General features: G+C 69.3%; 20 protein-coding genes. 6 read left to right on the forward strand and 14 right to left on the reverse strand.

Annotated elements, in window-relative coordinates; all coding sequences use genetic code 11:
* Window positions 1-283: 283 nt before the first annotated feature.
* From ACWD5O_RS26230 to ACWD5O_RS26240, 3 genes are all read right to left on the reverse strand, one after another.
* Entirely contained in the window at window positions 284-1,684 is a 1,401-nt protein-coding gene (locus tag ACWD5O_RS26230; RefSeq protein ID WP_450086844.1) for an MBL fold metallo-hydrolase, read from the reverse strand.
* 134 nt (window positions 1,685-1,818) lie between these two features.
* Window positions 1,819-2,088: a metal-sensitive transcriptional regulator gene (locus ACWD5O_RS26235; RefSeq protein ID WP_450086845.1), complete on the reverse strand. Its 270-nt coding sequence runs from the start codon at window positions 2,086-2,088 to the stop codon at window positions 1,819-1,821.
* 306 nt (window positions 2,089-2,394) lie between these two features.
* Complete coding sequence (locus ACWD5O_RS26240; RefSeq protein WP_450086846.1) at window positions 2,395-2,739, reverse strand: ArsR/SmtB family transcription factor; 345 nt, start codon at window positions 2,737-2,739, stop codon at window positions 2,395-2,397.
* A 65-nt stretch (window positions 2,740-2,804) separates the two neighbouring features.
* Here ACWD5O_RS26240 and ACWD5O_RS26245 point away from each other — a divergent pair, with 65 nt between their 5' ends.
* Together ACWD5O_RS26245 and ACWD5O_RS26250 are read left to right on the forward strand one after the other, a co-directional pair.
* Window positions 2,805-4,796: a heavy metal translocating P-type ATPase gene (locus tag ACWD5O_RS26245; RefSeq protein WP_450086847.1), complete on the forward strand. Its 1,992-nt coding sequence runs from the start codon at window positions 2,805-2,807 to the stop codon at window positions 4,794-4,796.
* Complete coding sequence (locus ACWD5O_RS26250; RefSeq protein WP_450086848.1) at window positions 4,793-5,332, forward strand: GNAT family N-acetyltransferase; 540 nt, start codon at window positions 4,793-4,795, stop codon at window positions 5,330-5,332. The genes ACWD5O_RS26245 and ACWD5O_RS26250 overlap by 4 nt, the downstream gene beginning before the upstream one ends.
* A gap of 86 nt (window positions 5,333-5,418) precedes the next feature.
* Here the strand turns inward: ACWD5O_RS26250 and ACWD5O_RS26255 are convergent, their stop codons facing one another.
* Window positions 5,419-5,964: a DUF2269 domain-containing protein gene (locus tag ACWD5O_RS26255; RefSeq protein WP_450086849.1), complete on the reverse strand. Its 546-nt coding sequence runs from the start codon at window positions 5,962-5,964 to the stop codon at window positions 5,419-5,421.
* Between the two features lie 275 nt (window positions 5,965-6,239).
* On the opposite strand from ACWD5O_RS26255, the gene ACWD5O_RS26260 reads away from it, so the two are divergent.
* On the forward strand, window positions 6,240-6,815 hold the full coding sequence (locus ACWD5O_RS26260) for a TetR/AcrR family transcriptional regulator (protein ID WP_450086850.1): 576 nt from the start codon (window positions 6,240-6,242) through the stop codon (window positions 6,813-6,815).
* Window positions 6,816-6,913: 98 nt separating this feature from the next.
* Here the strand turns inward: ACWD5O_RS26260 and ACWD5O_RS26265 are convergent, their stop codons facing one another.
* Genes ACWD5O_RS26265 through ACWD5O_RS26280 form a run of 4 tightly spaced genes read right to left on the reverse strand, consistent with a single transcriptional unit; the run spans window position 6,914 to window position 10,849 of the window.
* On the reverse strand, window positions 6,914-7,318 hold the full coding sequence (locus ACWD5O_RS26265) for a GNAT family N-acetyltransferase (RefSeq protein WP_354968561.1): 405 nt from the start codon (window positions 7,316-7,318) through the stop codon (window positions 6,914-6,916).
* A gap of 38 nt (window positions 7,319-7,356) precedes the next feature.
* Complete coding sequence (locus ACWD5O_RS26270; RefSeq protein WP_450086851.1) at window positions 7,357-9,612, reverse strand: heavy metal translocating P-type ATPase; 2,256 nt, start codon at window positions 9,610-9,612, stop codon at window positions 7,357-7,359.
* Window positions 9,613-9,624: 12 nt separating this feature from the next.
* Window positions 9,625-10,605 (reverse strand): hypothetical protein, encoded by a 981-nt coding sequence (locus tag ACWD5O_RS26275; protein WP_450086852.1) that lies wholly within the window; start codon window positions 10,603-10,605, stop codon window positions 9,625-9,627.
* A gap of 34 nt (window positions 10,606-10,639) precedes the next feature.
* Window positions 10,640-10,849: a heavy-metal-associated domain-containing protein gene (locus ACWD5O_RS26280; protein ID WP_354968558.1), complete on the reverse strand. Its 210-nt coding sequence runs from the start codon at window positions 10,847-10,849 to the stop codon at window positions 10,640-10,642.
* 154 nt (window positions 10,850-11,003) lie between these two features.
* On the opposite strand from ACWD5O_RS26280, the gene ACWD5O_RS26285 reads away from it, so the two are divergent.
* Window positions 11,004-11,300, forward strand: coding sequence for a metal-sensitive transcriptional regulator (locus ACWD5O_RS26285; RefSeq protein ID WP_238671415.1), 297 nt, complete (start codon window positions 11,004-11,006; stop codon window positions 11,298-11,300).
* A gap of 367 nt (window positions 11,301-11,667) precedes the next feature.
* On the opposite strand, the gene ACWD5O_RS26290 is transcribed toward ACWD5O_RS26285, so the two are convergent.
* Entirely contained in the window at window positions 11,668-13,095 is a 1,428-nt protein-coding gene (locus ACWD5O_RS26290) for an MFS transporter (protein WP_450086853.1), read from the reverse strand.
* 255 nt (window positions 13,096-13,350) lie between these two features.
* On the opposite strand from ACWD5O_RS26290, the gene ACWD5O_RS26295 reads away from it, so the two are divergent.
* Window positions 13,351-13,635 (forward strand): heavy-metal-associated domain-containing protein, encoded by a 285-nt coding sequence (locus ACWD5O_RS26295; RefSeq protein WP_450086854.1) that lies wholly within the window; start codon window positions 13,351-13,353, stop codon window positions 13,633-13,635.
* 310 nt (window positions 13,636-13,945) lie between these two features.
* Here ACWD5O_RS26295 and ACWD5O_RS26300 read toward each other — a convergent pair whose 3' ends face one another.
* The 4 genes from ACWD5O_RS26300 to ACWD5O_RS26315 form a co-directional block, all read right to left on the reverse strand.
* Window positions 13,946-14,863: a M56 family metallopeptidase gene (locus tag ACWD5O_RS26300; protein ID WP_450086855.1), complete on the reverse strand. Its 918-nt coding sequence runs from the start codon at window positions 14,861-14,863 to the stop codon at window positions 13,946-13,948.
* On the reverse strand, window positions 14,860-15,219 hold the full coding sequence (locus ACWD5O_RS26305) for a BlaI/MecI/CopY family transcriptional regulator (protein ID WP_450086856.1): 360 nt from the start codon (window positions 15,217-15,219) through the stop codon (window positions 14,860-14,862). Before ACWD5O_RS26305 ends, ACWD5O_RS26300 begins: the two co-directional genes overlap by 4 nt.
* A gap of 239 nt (window positions 15,220-15,458) precedes the next feature.
* Window positions 15,459-16,349 (reverse strand): C39 family peptidase, encoded by an 891-nt coding sequence (locus ACWD5O_RS26310; protein ID WP_450086857.1) that lies wholly within the window; start codon window positions 16,347-16,349, stop codon window positions 15,459-15,461.
* 85 nt (window positions 16,350-16,434) lie between these two features.
* The gene (locus ACWD5O_RS26315) at window positions 16,435-17,106 is read right to left on the reverse strand and encodes a DUF305 domain-containing protein (RefSeq protein WP_450086858.1); all 672 of its coding nucleotides are present in this window, start codon (window positions 17,104-17,106) and stop codon (window positions 16,435-16,437) included.
* A 129-nt stretch (window positions 17,107-17,235) separates the two neighbouring features.
* On the opposite strand from ACWD5O_RS26315, the gene ACWD5O_RS26320 reads away from it, so the two are divergent.
* The gene (locus tag ACWD5O_RS26320) at window positions 17,236-18,111 is read left to right on the forward strand and encodes a F510_1955 family glycosylhydrolase (protein WP_450086859.1); all 876 of its coding nucleotides are present in this window, start codon (window positions 17,236-17,238) and stop codon (window positions 18,109-18,111) included.
* 113 nt (window positions 18,112-18,224) lie between these two features.
* Here the strand turns inward: ACWD5O_RS26320 and ACWD5O_RS26325 are convergent, their stop codons facing one another.
* Window positions 18,225-20,453: a heavy metal translocating P-type ATPase gene (locus ACWD5O_RS26325; RefSeq protein WP_450086860.1), complete on the reverse strand. Its 2,229-nt coding sequence runs from the start codon at window positions 20,451-20,453 to the stop codon at window positions 18,225-18,227.
* Window positions 20,454-20,560 lie beyond the last annotated feature (107 nt).

The raw sequence follows: 20,560 nt of genomic DNA on the forward strand, positions 1-20,560 counted from the left end.
GGAGTCGGTTCGGGGCGCGGGCCGCTGGTGGGGCGTAGGGCCCACGTGGTCGGGGTGCCCGCGTGCGACGCTCTGCTGCCTGATGTTGGTGAGTAGGAACGGCAGGGCGTTGCCGAGCAGGGCGGCGACGGTGAAGTCCGGCAGCCCGGCGAGGCGTGCCAGGTGAGGTCGGTGTTCCGCGCCGAGGGCGAGGCGACCAGCAGGGACCACAGGGGTGTGGTGGCGTGCAGAACACCGGCGATGCCACTGTCGAGTGGTCGGCGCGGCACGAGGGCGGCGATCGTCAGACCGAGGCGGCCATGCGCACGCCGGCCTGCTCGGCCCGGCCGAACATGTCGTCGATCAGAACGACGTCGTGGCCGGCGTTGGCCAGCAGCGACGCGGCGGCGGTGGCGCGGTAGCCGGAGCCGCAGTGCACCCAGACGGTTCCGGCCGGCACGTCGCGAAGGCGCTTGGGCAGGTCGGGCAGTGGAATGTGCACCGCGCCGTCGATGTGGCCGGCGTTCCACTCGTTGGTCATCCGGACGTCCAGGAGCACCCGCGGGGCGGGCAGGCCGTCGGGGATGTTGCCCGCCTGCGCGGCCGCGAGGGCCGCGAAGTCGGCGACGGTCAGCTCCCGCAGGTCGGTCAGGTCGGTCGCCCACTGCTCGGGGGTTCCGGTGGCCTGCGCCGCCGGACGGTCAATACCGATGCGGACGAGCTCCCGTTGGGCGCCCGCGACCTGCTCCGGGGTCTCCGCCAGGAGGGTGATCGGCACGCCCCACTGGATCAGCCAGCCGAGCCAGGTCGACATGGGCCCGTCCAGGCCGAGGCCGATCGTGCCGGCGAGGTGCGAGGCGGCGTACGCCTTGCGGTGTCGCAGGTCGACGACCCACTCGCCGGCGGCGATCCGTTCCCGCAGCTGACCGGCGTCGGCGCGGGTCACGGGGCCGAGGTCGACGGGAGCCGGTCCGGCGGTGTTGGCTACGCCCATGTGGGCGTAGTACGCCGGGTAGGCGTCCAGCCCGGCCAGGGTTTCGGTGACGAACTGGTCGGCCGCCAGCCGCAGCGCCGGGTTGGCCTGCTTCTCACGGCCGATGGTCGACTCGGAGGCGTCGGCCTGGCTGGCCGAGCAGAAGCTGCCGAACCCGTGCGTCGGCCATACCTGGGCCCCGTCGGGCAGCAGGTCAGCCAGCCGTTTCGCCGAGGTGTGCTGTTGGTGGGCCAGCGTGTGAGCGTGCTGCTGCCCGAGCAGGTCGCTGCGGCCTGTCGTGCCGAACAGCAGCGAGCCGCCGGTGAACACCCCTACCGGAGACCAGCCACCGTCGCCGGGCTCGTCCAGCACGTAGGAAAGGTGGTGGAAGGTATGCCCGGGAGTGGCGACCACCCGCAGCCGCAGCCCATCGGACACGGTCACCTGGTCGCCGTCGGACACCGGCATGCGGTCGAAGCTCACCTCGTCGTGGGCGGAGACCAGGTACTCCGCGCCGGTGAGCCGGGCCAGTTGCAGGCCACCAGAGAGGTAGTCGTTGTGGATGTGCGTTTCCACCACGTGCGTGATCCGCACGCCCTTCTCCCCCGCGAGATACACGATCCGGTCAATGTCCCGCTGTGGGTCCACCACCACCGCCACCCGGCCGTCTGTCGCCAGGTAGCTGCGGTCACCCAGGGACGAGGTCGCGATGACCGACACCTGCATCGCCATCCGTCCACTCCTTCCACTTATACCCCCCGGGGTATCCGGGGATTAGTCGTCACCCTTGGTCGAAATCGAACACGCGTTTAGCCGCCCGGGCGGGCCACACGCCGCCTGGGCGTACCAGAGTCAGCCCCGGCGGCTCACGCCAAGGCCAGGAAGAGCTTCTCCAGTTCCTCTTCGGTCATCTCCGGCTGATCGCCGCGATCACGGGCAGCGGAGCAGTGCCGCATACCAGAGGCGATGATTTTGAAGCCCGCCCGGTCGATCGCCTTGGACACCGCAGCGAGCTGGGTCAGCGCCTGACGGCAGTCCTCGCCGTTCTCCATCATCTCGATGACCGCGTTGAGCTGCCCTCGGGCCCGCTTCAGGCGGGTCAGCGCCTCGCCAGTCATCTCTGGACGCAACTTCATCTCATCTACCTCCGCACCCCACGGTAACACATACCCCCGGGGGTATGTGGGGCGGTGATCTCCGCCCTAGCCCAGAAGCCGTCGGCAAGGTGGTCGAGCCCGACCCAGGTCAGCCGGCTGCCACTGACGCGACGCCACGACGGCCGCTTGGGTCATAGCGAGACCGGCGGCATGCGGACCCGGAAGAAGGCCAGAATGGCAAAGCAACAACGGTGCCCGGGCGGCGGGAATCGTCTTCCCCCCGCGGAGCCTCAGCTTGGAGGAAACCGCCACCTCGACTACTCGCGTGGCTACTCGCCGACTCGGCTACGCCGTCGGCGTTTCGGACAGGTTGCGGTCGATGTGGTCGGCGTGGAACAGGGCTTGCCGAAGCAGTCGCCGGACGTGCTCGTCGGCCGCGGAGTAGTACACGAAGGTTCCCTCGCGACGCCCCTTAACCAGTCCAGCAAGCCGGAGCTTGGCCAGGTGTTGACTGACTGCCGTGGGTGCGGCTCCGGCGAGCTCAGCGAGGCAGGCGACGGATGATTCGCCTTGCAACAGCGCCCACAGGACCTTGATCCGGGTGGGGTCGGCCAGGAGTCGGAAGGTTTCGGCCGCCAGATGCACCTGCTCCTCGTTGGGCATGTCGAAGTCGGGCAGCGACGTGTGCATGGCCTGAGCATACCGGCCATCCCATTGCTTGCGTATCTGCGTGACTGCGCATATAAGATGCCTGGGTGACGACAAGCGTCGAGAACCCGTCCACCGCCCAACCCTCACCGCCGGTCCCCAAGCGCCGAGCTGATCAGCGGCGGACTGCTCTGGGGTCGCTGCCCGAGGTCCGCTGGGCCGCAGCGGCGACCGGCCTGTTCGTCCTGGGCCTGCTAACCCACCTGTCCTCCGCCCCGGACTGGCTGTGGTGGACGCTGTACGTCGCCTGCTACGTCGCTGGCGGGTGGGAGCCAGGCTGGGCCGGCCTGCAGGCGCTGCGCGAGCGCAAACTCGACGTTGACCTGCTGATGGTCCTGGCGGCGATCGGCGCGGCGTCCATCGGCCAGGTCCTCGACGGGGCGCTGCTCATCGTCATCTTCGCCACCTCCGGCGCGCTGGAAGCCATCGCCACCAAACGCACCGAGGACTCCGTCGGTGGCCTTCTCGACCTCGCACCCGACACGGCCACCCGCCTCACCGCAAGTGGCGAGGAGACCGTCGACGCCGCCGAGCTGCAGGTGGGAGACATCATCCTTGTCCGCCCCGGCGAGCGGATCGGCGCCGACGGTGAGGTCACCCACGGCGCGAGCGAGGTCGACCAGGCCACCATCACCGGCGAGCCACTGCCCGTCGACAAACACCCCGGCGACGAGGTGTTCGCCGGCACCCTCAACGGCACCGGCGCGCTCCGCATCCGCGTGACCCGACCGGCCAGCGACACGGTCATCGCCCGGATCGTCGCTATGGTCGCCGAAGCCAGCGCCACGAAGGCCCGCGTGCAGTTGTTCATCGAGAAAATCGAACAGCGCTACTCCGTCGGCATGGTCGCCGCCACCGTTGCCCTGTTCGTGATCCCCCTGGCGCTGGGTGCCGAGCTGCAACCGACGCTGCTGCGGGCGATGACCTTCATGATCGTCGCCTCACCCTGCGCGGTGGTGCTGGCCACCATGCCGCCGCTGCTGTCCGCGATCGCCAACGCCGGCCGGCACGGCGTGCTGGTCAAATCCGCCGTGGTGATGGAATCCCTCGCCACCACCACCCGGATCGCCTTCGACAAGACCGGCACCCTCACCGACGGCACCCCACACCTGACCGACATCCGGCTCCTGCCCCACGCCAGCCTCACCGAAAATCAGGTGCTCGCCCTGGCCGCCGCCGCCGAAAGCTCCTCCGAACACCCGCTCGCCCGCGCCGTGGTCACCGCCGCCCGCAGAGCGCAGATTCCGCTACCCGCGCCGGACGCCTTCACCTCGACGCCCGGGCGCGGCGTCACCGCCCAGGTGGACGGCCACCAGGTCGACGTCGGCAGCCCCACCGGACTCGACGCCGGCCAGGACGGCGCGCTACGCGCCCTCGTCGACGAGCTGGAGCAGACAGGCCGAACAGCGGTCGCGGTCCAGGTCGACGGCGAACCCGTCGGCGTGTTGGGCCTGGCCGACACGCTCCGCCCCGACGCCGCCGCCACGGTCACCCAACTCACCGCTGTCACCGGAGCGCGCCCGGTGCTGCTGACCGGCGACAACGAACGCGCCGCCCGACGCCTCGCCACCAAGATCGGCATCACCGACGTCCGCGCTGGCCTGCTACCTCAGGAAAAGGTCACCGCGGTACGCGAACTGGAAGGCCACGGAGACCGTGTGGTCCTGGTCGGCGACGGCGTCAACGACGCCCCAGCCCTGGCCGCCGCCCACGTCGGCATCGCCATGGGACGCGCCGGCTCCGACCTCGCCCTCGACACCGCCGACATCGTCATCACCCGCGACGAACTCGCCACCCTGCCCGCCGTCGTACAACTGGCCCGCCGCGCTCGCCGGCTCGTCATCGCGAACCTCGCCATCGCCGCCACGTTCATCGCCGTCCTCGCCGCGTGGGACATCATCGGCACCCTGCCGCTCCCACTCGGCGTCGCCGGACACGAAGGCTCCACCGTCATCGTCGGCCTCAACGGACTCCGCCTGCTTGGCCGCTCCGCCTGGCGGCAGGCAGCAGGCGCACGAGCAGCGGGAGGGCAGCAGTGACCATCCGCATATCCGGCCTCGGGCTCGACCTGCGGGAATGGACCGATGACGACTTGCCCGTCATGGTCGAACTCTTCGACGACCCCGACGTAGCTCAATGGACGCCGCTGGCCTCTCCATTCGACCTGACAGCCGCGCGAAACTACCTCAACCAAGCCCGCACCCGCCGCGCCGAAGGCCACAGCATCCAACTCGCCATCACCACTGATGGACACCCCCCTTTCGGCGAAATCCTTCTCTTCCCCACCGACCCCGCCGGCCGCAATCCTCGCGGCCGCGACGCCGAGCTGGCCTACGCCGTCGGCGCAGCACACCGCCGACAAGGACTCACCGGCCGCGCCGTGCGACTGATGACCACCTACGCCTACCAGCATCTCGGCGTGCAGCGGATGATCCTGCGCATCGACCCCGACAACATCGCCAGCGTCGCCGTTGCCCGCGCTACTGGCTTCGAACCCACCGGCGACGACCCCCTCACCCGGCGTAGCCCCCGCCCCCTCGTGACCTGGCACCACCGCTCATCGAGCAGACCCTGATTAAGCAGCGACGGCGACGACCTGTGGCGCGTTGCGGAAGTGGATCAAGCTCAGGTGGCTCGGCAGGACAGACGCAACAACATCCATCACGCCCTGCCAGGCCTTTCACCGTGACGGGCGGTGACCCTTGCCGGCGATGGTGCCCGGCCGAATCCCGTCAGACCCCTCGGCTTGTAGACGGCCAACACCGTCGCCGCGAGCAGAATGACCAGGCCGCCGATCGCATGCACGACCAGCGAAACGACTGCCTCACGCCACTGCTTCCCGCTCGCTACAGGCGCGGAGGCCATCCCTACGTCGGCAAGCGCAGCAATCGGCTCCAGTTGGAGCAGCAGCACCACCGTGGCCACCGCAACCAACGCCAACTTGATCAGCACCCACCAGTGACGCACCAACCCCCAGGGCGACGCCAGCGATGACACCACGCCACTGAGCAGCGACGCGACTGCGAGCGGAGCGATGGCGAACCGGACTGACATGTCCATTGCCACATATCCGGCCGCCGTCACCATCGCATCGTCACTGCGCAGCGCCGCCAAGGCCAGGACCAGGAAGACGACGACCGCGCCGAGCCACCCCAAGGATGCAACGACGTGCGCAGTCAACGCCGCCTTACGCCAGCGTTGCCGCAACACGGCTTACCGTCCGCCCGGCAGGTGCCGGCCAGGACCATGCTCACCGGCCACGCCACTCACCTGGATGACGACGAACACGACCAGCAGGGCCGCTACAACCAGGCCAATGACCTTCACCCACCGCGGCACGCCCGTCGGAGTCCCCGGTCCGCCTGCTTGACCCGCCATCTGACCCTCCCAACCGATCCAGCAACGACTGCCAAATTTTTACGAGACACTGTGTCTCCGTCAAGTCAGAGTGTCTGCGGTGTGGCGGCATGTATCATATGACGGTGCCGAGGCTGTGGAACGACACGATTGAGGCGCACCGAGCGGCGGTGCGCGAGGCAGTTCTTGACGCCGCAGCAACCCTCGTCGCCAGTCACGGGCTGACCGGCGTGACCATGTCCCGGATCGCCGAACTCACCGGCATCGGCCGCGCCACCCTCTACAAGTACTTCCCGGACGTCGACGCGATCTTGCTTGCCTGGCACGAGCGCCAACTCGCCCAGCACCTAGATCACCTCAGCGCCATCCGCGAGCAAGCCGACACCCCGTCGACGCGGTTGCGCGCCGTGCTCGTCGCCTACGCGCGGCTCTCACAGCACCGCCACGGTGGTGACCTCGCTGCCGCACTGCATCAAAGCGACCACACCACCGAGGCCCACGCGCGACTGCACACGCTTGTGCGGGAGCTGATCACAGACGCTGCCGAAGTCGGTCAGGCTCGTGTCGACGTTCCCGCCGATGAACTGGTGGCCTTCTGCCTGCACGCCCTGACCGCCTCGAGCACGGTGGCCTCGGACGACGGGCTCCAGCGCCTGGTCACTCTCACCCTCACCGCACTCAAGCCCACCGCCACAGACTGACGTCCGAACCATCCGCCCAGAACGGCTCGGCCGACACCGCTCTCGTGTTGCCGAACGGCAGTGGAGACGCGGCCCCCACGAGGATCAGCATGCAGGCGTCAGAGTCGGCGGGCCATGCCGACCGACTCTGGCGCGGTCTCCGCGAAGCCGTACTGTGCGTAGAGGTGGCGCGCGGCACCGTCCGCGATGAGTGAGATGTAGGCGGTGCTAGGCGCGCGATCCAGGAGTCGCTCCATCAGTGCAGCCATGATCCTCTTGCCGACTCCTCGGCCCTGATGCTCGGGCAATACGCACATGTCAATGATCTGGAAGGCGGTGCCGCCGTCACCGATGACGCGGCCCATGCCTATGGGTTGGTCACCCTGATAGGCGACGACGGCGTGCCATGTGCCGTCCAAACCCGCGGCCGCTGCGGCGGCTGACTTGGCGCTCAGACCGGCGGCGACCCGCAGGTGTCGGTAGACCTCGACCGATGGCGTTTCTGCTCGTAAGACGTATGTCATGACCGTGAGGGGTCCCTTCGGGTGCGGCCTGCGCACCGCTACGCGTTGGTGGCGTGGAAGCGGCGCAGGCGGAGGCTGTTAGCGACCACGAACACCGAGGAGAACGCCATCGCTGCGCCGGCGATCATCGGATTGAGCATTCCCGCCGCGGCCAGCGGCAGGGCAGCCAGGTTGTAGGCGAAGGCCCAGAACAGGTTGCTTTTGATGATCCTCAGGGTTCGCCGGGACAGGCGAATGGCGTCCACGGCGGCGGTCAGGTCGCCGCGGACGAGTGTCAGGTCCGAGGCCTCGATGGCCACGTCGGTGCCGGTGCCCATAGCCAGGCCGAGGTCGGCTTGGGCGAGCGCGGCGGCGTCGTTGATCCCGTCGCCGACCATGGCCACGACCTTTCCGTCGGCCTGCAGGCGCTTGACCACGTCGACCTTGTCGGCGGGCAGCACCTCAGCGATCACCTGGTCGATGCCGACCTCGGCGGCGACGGCGTTCGCGACGGTGGTGTTGTCGCCGGTGAGCAGCACCGGGTTCAGGCCCAGTGCCCGCAGCTGGTCGACTGCGGTTCGGCTGGTTGGTTTGACCACGTCGGCCACGGCGAGGACGCCGCGGGCCTGTCCGTCCCAGCCGGCCAGCACGGCCGTCCGGCCGGCGGTTTCGGCCTCGCTGGCCGCCCGCTCGACCTCGGCGGATACCTGCAGGCCACGTTCGCGCAGCAGGCGGGCCCGGCCGACCATGAGGTCGCGGCCCTCGACGGTGCCGGTGACGCCGAGCCCTTCGACGTTGGCGAAGTCATTGACCGTCGGTAGCGTCCCGGCGGCGGCGGCGCCGGTGGCGATCGCTTGGGCGATCGGGTGTTCGCTGGCGACCTCAAGCGCTCCGGCGAGCCGAAGCAGGTCATCGGCGTCCTGGCCGTCGGCCGGCAGCACGTCGACCAGTGTCATCTTTCCGGTGGTCACGGTGCCGGTCTTGTCCAGCACGACCGTGTCGACCCGCCGGGTGGACTCGAGCACCTCGGGTCCCTTGATGAGGATGCCGAGCTGGGCGCCGCGGCCGGTGCCGACCAGCAGCGCTGTTGGGGTGGCCAGCCCGAGGGCGCAGGGGCAGGCGATGATCAGTACGGCGACCGTGGCGGTGAACGCGGCCGCCAGGCCGCTGCCGTTGCCGATCCAGAAGCCGAGCGTGCCGACCGCGAGGGCGATCACGATGGGGACGAAGACGCCGGAGATCCGGTCGGCCAGCCGCTGCACCGCGGCCTTACCGGTCTGCGCCTGCTCGACGAGCTTCGCCATCTGGGCGAGCTGCGTGTCTCCGCCGATGCGTGTGGCAGTGACGACGAGCCGACCGCCTGCGTTGACGGTGGCGCCGACCACGGCGTCGCCCGGGCTGACCTCGACCGGGACGGACTCGCCGGTCAGCATGCTGGCGTCGACCGCCGAGGTGCCCTCGTCGACCACCCCGTCGGTGGCGATCTTCTCCCCGGGCCGGACCACGAATCGGTCCCCGACCGCGAGCTGGTCGATAGGGATGCGAGTTTCGGCGCCGTCCCGGAGGACGGCGACGTCCTTCGCGCCGAGTTCCAGCAGGGCGCGTAGGGCCGCTCCGGCGGTGCGCTTGGAGCGGGCCTCGAAGTACCGGCCGGTGAGGAGGAATGTCGTGACGCCGGCTGCGGCTTCCAGGTAAATGTTGCCGGCGCCGTCGGAGCGGGTGATGTCGAAGCTGAACGGGTGGGTCATGCCCGGCATGCCTGCGTCGCCGAGGAACAGCGCCCACAGCGACCAGCCGAACGCGGCGAGGGTGCCCAGCGAGATCAGGGTGTCCATGGTCGCAGCGCCGTGCCGCAGGTTGATCAAAGCGGCACGGTGGAACGGCAGGGCACCCCAGACCACGACCGGGGCGGCGAGGGTCAGCGACAGCCATTGCCAGTACTCGAACTGCATGGCCGGCACCATCGCCAACAGGACCACCGGCACGCTCAATGCAACCGAGACCCACAGCCGGGTGCGCAGGCTGCGCAGCTCATCGACTGGCTCTGACGGCTCGGCTGTCGCGGCGGAGGCTGGGGGTGGCAGGGCGGCGGTGTAGCCGGTCTTCTCCACGGTGGCGATCAGGTCGTCCGGGGTGACCTCGCCGGCGTACCGGACGGTGGCCTTCTCGGTGGCGTAGTTGACCGTGGCGGACACACCGTCCATCCGGTTGAGCTTCTTCTCGATCCGGGCGGCGCAGGAGGCGCAGGTCATCCCCCCGATGGACAGCTCGATCTGGTTCGGGGCGAGCTGCAGGGGTTTCGCAGTGGACGTCATCGCATCCGCCAATCAGTTGTGGCCGTGGCCGGGTTCGCCGTGCCCATCGGTGGCGGCTGGGGTCGGGCTGTTCGGCGTCGACGGCGTTGACGGCGTCGCTGGGCCGGGCTCGGCGGAGGTGCCGGCGACGAGGGTGAATTCGGCGGTCCGCACGGTTCCGGTGTGCTGGAAGTCGAGGTAGAGGCGGTACGTGCCGGCCGAGGGAACCTCGGCGTAGAAGGTGACCTGCGGGCCGGGCTGGGTGCGCCCGTCACCGGGTTCTCCGTCGGGGTGCACGTGCAGGTAGGCCAGATCGCCCTGGCGCAGGGCGACCAGGTGGCCGTACGCGCCGAGGTAGGGCTGCAGGTCGGTGACCGGTGCGCCGTTCCGGTTGATGGTCAGGGTCAGCTTCGCGGTACTGCCCGGCCGCAGGTCACCGTCGAGGGCGACGGTGTAACCGTCGACGGTGGTGGTGCGTGCGGGTGCGGGTACCGGACGTGGGGTGAACGCGCCGGGTAGGGCGACGTCCGTGCCGAGGGTGAGTGGCTGGCCACCGGTGGGGGTGAAATCGGCGAAGGCGCGCCAACTTCCGGGGTCCCCGAAGGGTGAGGCCACCTGCCAGGTGCCGTCGGGGGCCATGTCGGGGTGCACGTGCCGGAAGCCGGACAGGTCCCGGCGGGTGACGATGAGGTGCATCCGCTTGTCGTGCGCTTCGTCGAAGGTCGTGACGGTCCGACCGCCCGGACCGGTGATCCGGAAGGCGAACTCACCGCTTGAGGCGGGAACCGGGGTCAGGGTGTACCCGCGGTCGGAGACCAGCAGGCCACCGGGGATCTGCGCGGCGGCTTCGGTCCCAGCTTCGTCATGGCCCGCACTGCCGTGCTCGGCGGTGGTGTCGTGGCGGGTTTCGGCGGCCGGGGCGACGGGATCGGCCAGTTGGCCGACCCCGTACGCCGCGCCGAACACCGCCGCGAGACCGAGCGCGAAACCGCTCAGCTTCGTCGCCGTGTTCATGACTGGCACCTCGGGTTCTCTCGGTTAGGGACTGTCAGGCGTCGACGAGGTCGTAGCCGGCCTCGTCGACCGCGGCCCGGACGGCCGCTGGGTCCAGGGGCGCCTCGCTGGCGACGGTGACCTGCCCGGAGGCGAGGTCGACCTGGACGTCGCGGACGCCGGCGATGGCGCTGATCTCGGTGCTGACCGAGTTGACGCAGTGCCCGCAGGTCATGCCGTTTACCTGGTACGTGGCGGTGGTCATCAGAACGCTCCTCTCAACACCCTCACACGATACCCCCGGGGGGTAGTAGCGCCTCACAGTTGGGCTTGGGGCGCCGACCGCCGGGATACCTAGAGGGGGTATGGCCCTCTACGCACCGTAGCATACCCCCGAGGGGTAAGGTATCCTGGGTTCCATGACCACACCCACTCCGATCCGCGGATACACCGCCAGCAAGGATCAGCTGCTCGCGCGGCTCCGCCGCGTCGAGGGGCAGGTCCGGGGCATCGAGAAGATGGTCGACGACGACCGCTACTGCATCGACGTGCTCACGCAGATCTCCGCGATCCAAGCTGCCCTCGACAAGGTCGCCCTCGGCCTGCTGGACGGGCACGCCCGGCACTGCATGCACGAGGGCGCCGCCGACGGCCGTGCCGACGAAATGGCCACCGAGATGATGGCCGCCGTTGGCCGGCTCATGAAGCGCGGCTGATCTCTAGCGATCGGTGACCCCAGCTCGGATCGGCGTGACAAGCCGGCCATTAGACCACCGGAGAAGCTCCGCCGTTCCGTTGGCCGAGGCAGTCGGCGCAAATGCACCAGCACGTTGCCCCCGGGCACTGCCCAAACGACGAGATGCCGGCCGACCATGCATTGGCTGGCAGTGCTGCTCGCGAGCAACAGGGGCGGCCGGCTGCCCCGCCGGCCGCCCACTGTTGCGAGATGCACCAGATCGCGTCTCTTGTCAGGCCTCGTCACGCCCCGACCGCACTCGTTGCCATCACGGTGGCTTCCAGGTCGTCATGATGATCTCCGCTCGATGGGTGTGACTTTGACATGTCGGGTCCGCGCCACTCGGCTCAGCGGACCTGCGCGGTCTCGGTTTCGGCGACAGGCTGGGGACGAGCAGCGCGGGTCCGCAGGGTGACCGCCGCGACAACGGCTCCGACGAGGGCGATGACACCGGCGCCGGCGAAGGCGGCCGAGTACCCGTCGGTGAGAGCCGACAGGTCACCCACCCGGTCCGCGCCGTAGGACGCGGCGACCGCCGTCATCGCGGCCAGACCGAGAGCCGAGCCGACCTGGTAACTGGTGTTGACGATCCCTGAGGCGAGGCCACCCTCCTGGGGCGGCGCGCTGGAGATCGCCGTGCCGAGCGACGGGATGAACGCCAACGACATACCCAACGCCGCGACCAGTGAGGCGGGCAGAACGTCCACCGCATAGCTGCCGTCCGCGCGAACGAGGGCGAGCCACCCGAGCCCGATGGCCAGTACCGCCAGGCCTGCAATCACCATCGGCTTCGGGCCGAACCGGTTGATGGCCCGCGGTGCCACAGCGACCATCCCGACCATGATGAGGATGGTCATGGGAAGCAGCGCCGCACCGCTGGGGAAGGCGCTGTAGCCGAGGACCTGCTGCAGGTAGAGGTTGAGATAGAACCACATCGGAATCCACGCCGCGCCCAGCAGGAGTTGCGCCACATTTGCGGCGGCGAGGTTCGGGACGCGGAAGATTGACAGCCGCATCAGCGGCTGCCGGCGGGCGGCCTGGATGGCCACGAACGCCACCAGCGAGGCGACCGCGCCGGCGAGGGCCAGCCAGGTTTGCCCGGAGGTCCACCCGACCTCGGGCGCCCGGACGATCGTATACACCGTGGCGCCGAGACCAGCGGTGACGGTGAGCGCCCCAGCGATGTCAAGCGAGCCGCGGCGGGCGCCACCGGCGGGCATGAGCGCCGGGGTGGCGAGCACCGCGATCAGGGCGATCGGAATGTTGATGTAGAACACCCACTGCCAGCTGAGGTACTCGGTGATGACCCCGCCGAGGAAGACGCCCGCGGTGCCGCCCGCCGGCGCGGCCGCGCCGTAGAGCGCAAGCGCCTTGGTGAGTTCTCGGGGCTGGGCGCCGAAGAGCATCATCAGCATCGTCAGCGCCGACGGTGCGATCAGGGCGGCGCCAACACCCTGGGTGGCACGGGCGGCCAGTTCCACTGCGACGCTGTCGGCCAGCCCTGCGGCCGCCGACCCGACCAGCAGGATCAGCCAGCCGGCTGTGAACATGCGCCGCGCGCCGAACAGGTCCGACAGCCGGCCGCCGAGCAGCAGCAGGCCACCGAAGGCTACGACGTAGGCGTTGAACACCCACGACAGGTTCTCCGGCGAGAAGCCGAGATCGTCCTGCATGCGCGGTAAGGCGACGCCGATGATCGAGGTGTCCATGATGACCATGAACTGGGCGAGCGCGATGAGCCCGAGGCCCCACCAACGCTTGGATCCGTGTGACATCTCCACCACTCCTTATGCCCCTAGGGGGTATGGGTAAGTGGTGAATGTGTACCCCCAGGGGGTATGAGATGTCAAGCGGCGGCCGTCCACGAACTCGTGTTTTACCGCCTCCCGCGCATCCGATTGATCCCTGTACCCCCTATGGGTATATTGATCGTTCGTCAGGGGGCGCCGTTTTCGCGGCTCAACGGTTGCCAGTTGCCCGCATCGAACGGCGGCAAGCCGGCGCCCCACCTTCTCGGACAGGAGAAAGCCATGTGCACCAGTGGATCCAGTTGCGGCTGCGCCACCGCGACCGCCGACAACGCACCGGCCACCGTTGACACCGTCGACGGCGTGCGGGTCACCTACACGGTGTCGGGGATGACGTGCACCGGCTGCGCCAGCAACGTGCGCCAGGAGGTGAGCACCGTCGAGGGCGTCACCAGCGTCGAGATCGACGCGGCCACCGGCGGCGTTACGGTCACCAGTCACGCCCCATTGGCGATCGCCGACGTCCGCGCGGCCGTCGAGAAGGCCGGCTACCAACTTGTGAGCTGACCGCAGGGTCGGCCGCGCCCGCCCGGCAAAACGGAGCGGGCGCGGCCGCCCCACGGCGCTTCAACCCTCTGGCGCCGAATCTGGGCTCGCCGGCAACGCGAGCCCGAGCCGGGGTGAGCGTGTCCGCGGTGTGAACAGGCACGCGGTAGGGACCTACATCCCGAACTGGGCCAGGACAACCACACGGTCACGCGCCTGATGTTGGCTGGCTGAACACATATCCGGGATCCGCAGGTCCCTGCATCGTGGCGCTTGTGGGGACGTCCGGGGGTACCTGCGAGACCGACCCGGTGACGCGTCCCGGCAACGCTCAGGGGCAGAACGTGAGGACCGCGAGGAGACCGACGAAGGCCGGCGCGGCGGTCGCCACGAGTGGGAGCAGCAGGCGCGACGACACTTTGTGAGTGCGACGGCCGTCCCGCAGGTGGTGTAGCCGCAGCGGAACATCACCGCCCGCCATCGACAGGGTGCGCGCGGGACTGGGTGATCCCGCGAGGGCGATCAGGGCACCACGGACAGCGGAGGCGCCGCACGCGCGAACCGCGGCCGCGTCGGCGCACAGTTCCACCAGGACCCGGACCGCACGGGGCGCCTGACGGGTGATCGGCACCCACGGCATGGCTGCCGCAAGGATCTCAGCGGCGGCGACGAGCGCGTGGTGGCGTCCACGAAGGTGAGCCCGCTCGTGAGACAGCACCGCCGCACGTTGCGCTGGTGGTAGCTGCTGGACACCGGTGGAAAGCACGACCAGACCGTCGCGGCCGCCGATGCTGTAGGCGATGGGGGTGGTCTGCGGCACGCTCAGCACGGATCGCGCAAGCGCCGTCGGCGGACCACCCAGTAGAGCCATAAGATCTCGATGAGCCTGATGGGACGCGCGCTGGGCGCGGCGCTGACGCACCGCGGAGACGACCGTGCGCGTGATGAGCACACCGGCTGTCAGGGCGCCAAGGGCCCCTACCAGCTCATGCTGTGCGGGCAGATGCCCGTGACGCATGGCAATCCAGCAGTGATGCGCGAGGGTCTCGGTCCATCCGTGCGCACCTGCGCGGGGTACGAAGAGCAGCACCACGCCGAGGGCGAAGGAGACGAGGACGGCGACAATCGCACCACCCCAGGACAGAAGCACCGCGAAGGGATCCTGGCGACCGGTGACACGTTCCAGCAGCGGCGGCGCCAGCCAGGCAACGACGAGCGACCCGACGAGGAGCGCGACACCCTCGCTCACCGCCTCTTCGACCTTTCATCGATAACCTGCTGCAGCACCGCCAGCTCCCGCTCGGACGCGGAACGAGCGAAGTGCAATAGCACGACGTCCGGCTGGCGGCTGGTTTCCAGCACGCGGCGCAGTGTGCGTGCGACAAGCTCCTCCCGGCTGCCGGCCGGCCGGTACTCATAGGCCTTGCCACTCTTGTCACGCAGGACCCACTGCTTGCGGTGCAGGTTGTCCAGCACCGTCATCACTGTGGTGTAAGCCAGGGTTCGGCCGGTCAGCCGATCAAGGACTTCCCGCACCCGCAACGGCTCGCCTGACTGCCACAGCACGTCCATGACGGTGGCTTCCAGCTCGCCCAACCCGTTCACCGAACACCGCCTCCCACGTCCGCGCCAGCCTACGCCCACGCCGCGAAGCGCTGCGGCTGCCGGCAGCGATCCCACCATCATCGCTTGGCGAAACTAGCTCCGAACATCCAGCACCGCGGCTGTGCGGAAGCACCTTCAATCCGTCCCCTCGCCAGGACTGACGGCGTTGGCCGTGGACTGTCTGGTTTGGCGACAGGCGGCCCTCGACTGAACGTCGAGGGCCGCCTGTCGTGAAATGGTCAGGCGGAGTAGCCGCGGGAAGCGGCCCAGTTCGCTAGTTCGTCGACCTGGATCCGGTAGCCGTCGCCCACCGGCTGCCACGGGTCGGCGAGCTTCACCATGTCGCCGTCGTCTTCGTAACCGACGACTGTGAGGTATTGCCCGACGGGGAACGACCGCTGGACGCCGTCGGCGTCAACCGCGGAACCGATGACGTTCACCACCGGGATACGGTCCTCGTCGATCGCCTTGCGCAGGTCGGTCTTCAGCCGCTGCACCTCGTCGGGGCGGGCCGTGTCGGTCGGCATCTCATCGGTCTTGTAAACGTCCTTGCCCAGCTCACTGTTGAGAACGCGGGTGACGTCGAACGCGGAGGCGGTGCCAGCAACGGTCGTGCCGAGCTTGCCCGCCAGTTCGTCCTGGCTCTTAATCTCGCCCTTGGCGCTCAGGGCGATCCGGGTCGACGCCGGTCCGCAGTAGTAGATGTTCGGCTGCGCCTGGAAGGTGTAGTCCTCCAGGCTCTTCGTGGAGCGCTGGTCAGCCTGTTGTGCGGCAGCGGTGGATCCTGCTGCCGAGGCGGGGACGGCCTGTGCAGCGGCGGCGGGGCCGACCGCGACACCGCTGAGGCACGCGAGACCGGCGACGCCGAGCGCGGTCCTGGCAACGGTTCCGCGAACGTAGGAAACGGTGTTGGTGATGGCGGGAAGGCACCGTGCGAGGTTGTTCATTGCTTCGCCTTTCCTCGGGGTGAACAGAGCGACCGATGGCTGCCTCTGTTCGTCTCGGGGTTCGGGTTGGCACGCGCTTGCGCGCCGGAGAACGCCAACGCCGGGCGTCGGGCTCCGGCGTTGGGAAACACAACTGCGGCTGAAGGCTCGGGCATCCCGGGCGGTCTGGTTCGGCGCGGACACCGAAGACCTGTGACCTCGGTTGCGCGGCAGCACGCGCTGGCCGGGCCCGATCAGTCGGGCCCGGCCAGCGCTACTGGGTGTGTGATTACAGGCGGTTGAGGATCTTCTGCAGGGTCTGCACCTCGGCTGCCTGGTCCGAGGCGATCTGCGTTGCCAGGACCTTGGCGTCGGCGTTGCTGCCCTGGGCCTGCTCGGTCTTGGCCATGTCGATCGCGCCGTTGTGGTGGGCGATCATCATCTGGGCGAACATCTTGTCGAACTCGGTGCCTTGAGTCGCCTTGAGGTCCGCCATTTCCTGGTCAGACATCATGCCCGGCATGCCAGACTCGCCGGGCGTGGGAGAGCTCATATCGGACATGTTGTGCCCGGGAGCGGAACTCATCCCCGGCATGCTGTGGTCGGCCGGAGCCGAGGTCGGCTTACCCCAGGCCGTCAGCCAGCCCTTCATGGTGCTGATCTCCGGGTCCTGTGCCGCCTTGATCTTGGCGGCCAGGTCCTTCAGCTCCGGGTCGCTGGCCCGCGTGGACGCCAGATCCGCCATCCCCACCGCCTGCTCGTGGTGCGGGATCATCATCTGCGCGAACATGACATCCGCGTCGTTGAAGGCGGCGCTGTCGGAGGCCGAGGAGCTGACCGCCGGGCTGCCGCTGCCGTGGTCCATGCCCGCCATGTCGTTGCCGCCGCAGGCCGCGGTGACGAGCAGGGCGGACAGTGCCGCTCCGGCCCGAGCGGTGCGCCGCAGAGTGGTGCGCTTCATGAGGTAGAGATCCTTCTCGCTCGGTAGCGGCGGCGACGGGCTGACCGCCAATACTACTAACACCTCATAGTAGATTGGCGCCATCGGTGACAGAGCCCCGGTTCGTGGGGTCACACAGGAGGAGGCCAGGTGCCCGGCGAACGGTCCAACCGAATGACGTGGGCGGGCACGGCGCTTGGTGTCGCTCTGCTGATCGCGGCCGTCATCGCCTTCGCGAACTGGCGTGACGAATCTCGCAGCTCTGACGTCTCCACCGCAAGCGCCCTGAGTCACGTGCACGGCATGGCCGTGAACCCGTCGGACCAACAGCTCTACGTCGCCACACACCACGGAGTCGTTCGGGTCTTCGACAGCGGGGCCGCCCACGTGGGTGACGGTCGACAGGACACGATGGGCTTCACGGTGATCGGACCGGACCACTTCCTCGCCTCGGGACATCCCGCGCCCGGGGAAGCCGGGCCGACGCATCTGGGCCTGATCGAAAGCACCGATGGTGGGCGCACCTGGCGATCGGTGTCGCTCGCCGGGAAGGCAGACTTCCACGCCCTTCGAAGCGCCGACGGGGTCACCTACGGTGTCGACTCCACCACTGGTTCCCTGCTGGCAAGCACCGACCGGGTCACCTGGCAGGCCCGGTCAAGAATCGAGGCGTACGACCTGGCGGTCGAACCAGGACAGCCTGACAGCCTTCTGGCCACAACAGCGCAGGGCCTGCAACGTTCGGCCGACGGCGGCCGCACCTGGGCGCCCGCCGCAGGACCGCCCTTCGTGCTGTTGCACTGGGCCGGCCGCGACCGGCTGCTGGGAATTACGGCAGACGGCCAGATCCTCGTGTCCCCTGACGCAGCCGTGACGTGGTCGGGTACCGGCGGTCACGTTCCCGATGCGCCGGCCGCCGTCACCGCCCACGGTGATCTGCTCTTCGTCGCCACCCGTGATGGTCGAGTCCTTCGCAGCGGGGACGCGGGTGCGACATGGCAACCCATGCAGACATCGATGTCGTGATCTTCGCCCGTCCCCTGCCATTCCCCGCCGACCGGGTATCGCGGTCGAAGTCCGGTCCATGATGAGGCCGGCAGCGATGTGGTGGCGGCCCATCGCGGGCCGCCACCACATCCCTATCGCCCCTGCGGAGTCAGGCGGACTCGCCTCAGCAGCTGGGCGTTGAGCGCCACCACGATCGTGGAGACGGACATCAGCACCGCGCCGACGGCCGGGCTGAGGCTGACCCCGGCCCAGGCGAGGACGCCGGCGGCGAGCGGGATCGCCACGACGTTGTAACCGGCCGCCCAAACCAGGTTCTGGATCATCTTCCGGTACGACACCCGGGACAGGCGGATCACACCGGTGACGCCGCGCGGATCGGACGAGGCGAGGATGACGCCAGCGGACTCGATCGCGACGTCGGTTCCGGCGCCGATGGCGAGTCCGACGTCGGCGCGAGCCAGGGCGGGCGCGTCATTCACGCCGTCCCCGACCATCGCCACCGTCAGCCCTCGGGACTGCAGGTCGGCGACCGCCCGGTCCTTGTCGGCGGGCAGCACCTCGGCGAAGACCTCGTCGACGCCGGGGCGGAATCCCAGGTCCACGGCGACGGCCTCGGCGACCGGCCGAGCGTCTCCGGTGATCATCACGATCTTCCGCACGCCCTGCTCGCGCAGCTCCGCGATGGCCTCGCGGGCTTCGGGACGGATCTCGTCCTCCAGGGCGAACGCCCCCACCGCCTCCGCCTGACCGCCGTCGGGTAGTCGGACCAGGTGCAGCACGGCAGCCCCGCGCGCCGACCAGACCTGCGCGACCCGAACCAGCTCGTCGGGCACCCTGGCCGCCAGTTCCCGCAGCAGAGCCGGACCGCCCACCGCATAGGTGGTGCCGTCGACCACGGCCTGCACACCTCGGCCGGTCAGCGACCGGAAGTCGCTGGCGCTCGCCCGCAGTCCCCGCTCCTGTGCGACGCCCACCAGCGCCTTAGCGAGGGGGTGCTCACTGTCGGCCTCGACCGCGCCGGCGATGCGCAGCACCTCATCTTCGGTGACGCCGGTCGCGGCGGCCGTGGCGGTGACGGTGTGCGCTCCCTTGGTCAAGGTGCCGGTCTTGTCGAACAGCACCGCGTCGACGGTACGCATTCGCTCCAGGGCGAGGCGGTCCTTGACCAGGATGCCCGCCTTGGCCGACACGGCGGTGGACAGCGCGATCACCAGCGGGATGGCCAGCCCGAGGGCGTGCGGGCAGGCGATCACGAGGACCGTCACGGTGCGGACGACCGCCTGGTCGAGGTCACCCAGCGCCCACCAGGCGCCGAAGGTGACCAGCGCGGCGGCGGCGGCGACGTAGAACAGCATTGCGGCGAACCGGTCGGCGAGCGCCTGGGCGCGGCCGTTGGACGCCTGCGCCTGGGCGACGAGCCGTCCGATGCCGGCCAAAGCCGTGTCCTCGCCGACCGCGTCGACGCGTACCCGCAGGGCGGAATCTGTCGCCACGGTGCCGGCCACCACCCGGTCTCCGACCCCACGCGGGACCGGTCGGGACTCCCCCGTGATCATCGACTCGTCCAGCTCGGCCGAGCCGTCGATGATCCGGCCATCGGCCGGCACCCGGCTACCGGAGCGCACCAGGACCAGGTCGCCCACCCGCAGCTCGGCGGCCTGCACGCGGTGCAGCTCACCGTTGTCGTCGATCCGCTCGGCGTCGTCGGGCAGGAGCGCGGCCAGCGCCGTGAGCGCGCCCTGCGCCTGGCCGATCGCCTTCATCTCCTGCCAGTGGCCCAGCAGCATGATCGTCACCAGCGCGGCGAGCTCCCACCAGAAGTCCAGGTCGAATGTGCCGAGGCTGGTGGCCAGCGACGCCACGTACGCCACCGTGATCGCCATCGTGATCAGCAGCATCATCCCCGGGGCCCGGTCCCGGACCTCGCGGAAACCACCGACCAGGAACGGCCACCCGCCGTAGAGGAAGACCACCGACCCGAGGACCGGACCGACCAGAGTCATGCCGGGAAAGTCCAGGGAGTAGCCGAACCAGTCCATCACCATGTGACTGGTGATCACGATCGGCAGAGTCAGCGCGAGGCTCAGCCAGAACTTCCGGCGGAACTGCTCCGGGTCGTGACCGGCGTGCTTGTCATGCCCTCCGTGCCCCCCATGCCCGCCGTGGTGCCCATGGGCGCCGCTGGCGCCCTGTGGTTGGGATGACGCGGAGTGGGGCGAGTCGTGTTCGTGGTGCGCGCCTCGCGGGTGCGGTGTTCGCGTGCTGTGCTGCGTCGCGTCCACGTGGCCGTGGCTGTGCTGGCCACGTCCGAGCTCATCGATGTTGGCCGCGTCGTGATGCGCCATGTGTTCTCGAGTCATGCCGTCCACCTCCGCCGAGCACCATATACCCCCCGGGGGTACGAAGGCAAATACCCCTGATGGGTATGCGTCCGCGCAATGGCCGGCAAGCCACCACCGCAGACCGG

It is taken from the genome of Micromonospora sp. NPDC005161, from assembly GCF_053599855.1.